This is a genomic window from Kineococcus indalonis (assembly GCF_009906395.1).
GTDB lineage: Bacteria > Actinomycetota > Actinomycetes > Actinomycetales > Kineococcaceae > Kineococcus > Kineococcus indalonis.
On the sequence record NZ_JAAALM010000462.1, the window covers coordinates 1 to 3,277 of the forward strand.

The window sequence follows — 3,277 nt, forward strand, 5'->3', positions numbered from 1 at the left end:
CCAGCCGCCGGCGCCCCAGCCGCCGCCCCAGGAACCCCGACCGCCGCCCCAGCCGCCACCGCTGGTGGTGCGGGTGTCCAGCAGGCGGCGCTGCAGCAGGTCCGGCCAGCGGTCGTCGCCGTTGATGGTGGAGAAGAAGCCGTCGGTGATGGAGTCGCCCAGCGCGACGACGGTGGCGGCGTCGCGGCGCTGCACCTCCAGGCCGCTGACGAAGAACCAGGAGGTGGTGGGGTGCGCGAAGGCGTCGTCACCGACCGCCCCGGTGTGGTCGCCGGCGCCGGGGCCGGTGAGGTAGGAGGTGGTGAAGGAGGCCGCGTGCCAGGTCATCGGGCCGCTGGCACCGGCCACGTGCAAGCTGATGGCCACGTTGGAGCGCTGGGCGTCGGCATCGCTCAGGTGCGCGCGCAGGGGGTCGCTGCGCACCTCCTCACCGGGTTGCACGGTCACCGACGCCTGGCCGGCGAAGGTGAGGTCTTGGCTGGTGCCCGGCACCAGGCGGGCCCCGCTCTCCTGCAGGGCGGCGCTGGCGCGGGCGAAGGTGACGGGCCGGGTGCCGAAGCGGTTGGACAGCTTCACGCGCCAGGTGTCACCGCCGATGCCGGGGTGCACGATCATGCGCAGGGTCTGGTCCTGGGCCTGGCGCTCGGGCAGGGCCCGGCTCAGCAGTGGCTGCTCGAACCCCGGCAGCACCTCACCGGGGGTCCCGGGCTGGCCGACGGTGTAGCCGTAGGGGTAGACGCCCTGCGGGGAGGTGGTCCAGGCGGGGACCCAGTCCCCCGCGCGCCCGGCGCTGGTGCTGTCCGCACCGGCGCGGCCGTCGGCGCCGGAGGCGGTGGGCGAGGCGGGGGTGGTGCTGCCCGCCGCGAGGCGGGGAGCAGCCGGGGCGGCCGGGGCGCTGAGCACCAGGCAGCTCGCGGCCGCGACGAGCGTGGTGGGGACGAGGCGAAGTCTCACGCTGTTCTCCTTCGAAGCAGCCGATCTCCTGGCCCTGCGGTGCCGGGCGCGCTGCACGCTACGCAGACCCACGGCGGAGGTCCAGGCACCTGCTGTGGACGTGGCAGGGGTTCCAGCAGGACGGTGAACGTCCCGGGCAGCCGCGTTCCCGGGCGCTCGCCCGCCCCGGGCACCGGCAGCCACCGCCCGGGGCGGTGTGCGCGCCGACGGGACGGGCGACGGCTCGCACGGACCACCGCGGGGTCAGCGGCGGGCGGGCAGCGCCGAGAGCAGCACCGGCCAGCCGAAGAGCAGCGCCACGAAGGCGCGCTGCACCAGACCGCTCCAGCCGCCGAGCCCCACGGTCACCAGCGCGGCGATCACGACGAGGGCGCTGAGGCCGGCCACCCGGGTCGCCGGCGCCAGGTGCGCCCAGCCGGCGTTCGCGCGCAGGGCTCGCGACAGGACCAGCAGGGCGGCGGCCAGCACCAGGAACACCGTCGAGGAGACGTACTGGTGCACCCAGTGGTGCGTGCTCAACGCCCCGGCCGCCTCGCGGGCGGTGCACGCGGCGTCGGCCTGCGAGCAGTCCTGGCGGGCACCCTCGGCCCCGCCGCCGCGCCGCAGCAGGCTCGTCGTCACCGGCGGGGCCCACGGGAACCGGCCCCGGGGAACCGGTCAGCGAGCACGCACCTGCACCCGCCGCGAGGGTGAGCGGGTGCAGGCAGCACCCGCGGGCGGACGGCGCCGGCGGGTCCACGACCCTGGAGGTGCTGTGAACGAGCACGGGACCGCTGCGCGGACCGCGCCGCCCCTCGCGCCGCCCGCGCTGCAGCAGGTGCGCGAGCACCTGCCCGAGGAGCACCGGCGTGCGCTGGACACCGTCCTGGCCGCCGTGGCCGGTGACGACCGCCTGCTGGGCGCCGCCCTGAGCGGTTCGGCCGCCGACGGCACGGCCGACCGCTTCTCCGACCTCGACGTCGTCGTCGTGGTCGCCGCCGAGCACCACGAGCAGCTGGCCGCCGAGCGGTCCGAGCTCGTCGCGTCGTGGTTGCCGGTGCTGGCGGCCTTCACCGGTGAGCACGTCGGCGAACCGCGCCTGATCATCGCGCTGGTGGGTCCACCGCTGCTGCACGTGGACGTGAAGTCCCTCAGCCTGCCCGAGTGGGAGGGCCGGCGCGACGAGCCGGTGGTGCTGCTCGACCCCGCGGGCCGGCTGGCGGCGTCGGCGTCCTCGCCCACCGGCGAGCCGGCCGTGGACCTGCAGTGGATCGAGGACCGCTCCTGGGTGCGGGTGCACTGCGCCGCCACCAAGCTGGGGCGCGGTGAACTGCTGGAGGTGGCCGGTTTCCTGGCCTTCCTGCGCGAGGACGTGCTGGGCCCGCTGCTCGCGCTGCGCCACGCCCGCCCCGTGCGGGGCGTGCGCCGGCTGGAGCAGCTGGCCGCGGTGGACCCGGCAGCCCTCAGCGCGCTGCACGCGACGGTGCGCGGCCCCGGCCCGCGGGAGGGCGCCGCCGCCGTGCTCGCCGCGGTGGCGCTGTACGCGCAGCTGCGCGACGCCGTGGTCGGCACCACCGGCGTCGCGCTGCGACGGCGGCAGGAGGACTGAGGCCGCACCGGTCGCGGGGCTCAGGCCTCGGCCAGGTGCAGCAGCACCGCCTTGACCCGGCGGTGCACCTCGACCTCCTCGGCCAGACCTGGCTTGGCGAAGATGGAGTTGATGTGCTTCTCCACCGCGCGCACCGTCAGCACCAGGCTCGCAGCGATGGCGGAGTTGTCCTCGCCGGTGGCCATCTGCGCCAGCACCTCCTGTTCTCGCGGTGTCAGCGCCGCCAGCGGCGAGCGCGCGGTGCGACCGCGCACCAGGGCGTCGACCACCTTGGGGTCCACGACGGAACCGCCCGCGGCGGTCGCCGCGATCGCGTCGACCAGCGTGGTGGCGTCCGACATCCGCTCCTTGAGCAGGTAGGCCCGCCCGCGCGAGCCGTCCTCCAGCAGGGCCAGCGCGAACTCCGGGTCGTCGTACTGGCTGAGGACCACCACACCGGTGCCCGGGTGCGCCCGGCGCACCCACGCCGCCGCCCGAACCCCCTCGTCGGTGCCCGTGGGCGGCATGCGGATGAGCGCACGCCCCGTTCCTCCCCGCACCCGTTCCCGGCGCACCCGTTCCCGGCGCACCCGTTCCCGGCGCACCCGTTCTGGGCGCACCTGCTCTCGAGGGGTGCGTTCGTGGGACGGCCGCTCCCGGAGCAGCCGGTGAGCGTCTCGAGCGAGCCGACCGACCGGCGCGCAGCGACCGGCCCGAGCGCATCGGACCCGCCCGGTGGGCGGGGCGGTCCGGGCG

The 3,277-nt window shown here is 76.5% G+C and carries 3 protein-coding genes and 1 pseudogene; 1 reads left to right on the forward strand and 3 read right to left on the reverse strand.

Translation table 11 applies throughout. The features are described from left to right. Positions 1 to 954 (reverse strand): annotated as a pseudogene (locus GTR00_RS17465) (hypothetical protein); the annotation flags it as partial. Between the two features lie 243 nt (positions 955 to 1,197). Continuing rightward, entirely contained in the window at positions 1,198 to 1,575 is a 378-nt protein-coding gene (locus GTR00_RS17470) for a DUF998 domain-containing protein (protein WP_166612854.1), read from the reverse strand. A 133-nt stretch (positions 1,576 to 1,708) separates the two neighbouring features. Between GTR00_RS17470 and GTR00_RS17475 the strand changes: the two genes are divergently transcribed. After that, positions 1,709 to 2,542: a nucleotidyltransferase domain-containing protein gene (locus GTR00_RS17475; protein WP_205706075.1), complete on the forward strand. Its 834-nt coding sequence runs from the start codon at positions 1,709 to 1,711 to the stop codon at positions 2,540 to 2,542. A 20-nt stretch (positions 2,543 to 2,562) separates the two neighbouring features. On the opposite strand, the gene GTR00_RS17480 is transcribed toward GTR00_RS17475, so the two are convergent. Continuing rightward, the gene (locus tag GTR00_RS17480) at positions 2,563 to 3,048 is read right to left on the reverse strand and encodes a LuxR C-terminal-related transcriptional regulator (protein WP_166612855.1); all 486 of its coding nucleotides are present in this window, start codon (positions 3,046 to 3,048) and stop codon (positions 2,563 to 2,565) included. Positions 3,049 to 3,277: the final 229 nt, after the last annotated feature.

What these genes read in the sequence shown, in the direction of transcription:
- GTR00_RS17480 (WP_166612855.1), bottom strand. Translation starts at nt 3,048, where the DNA reads ATGCCGCCCACGGGCACCGACGAGGGGGTTCGGGCGGCGGCGTGGGTG.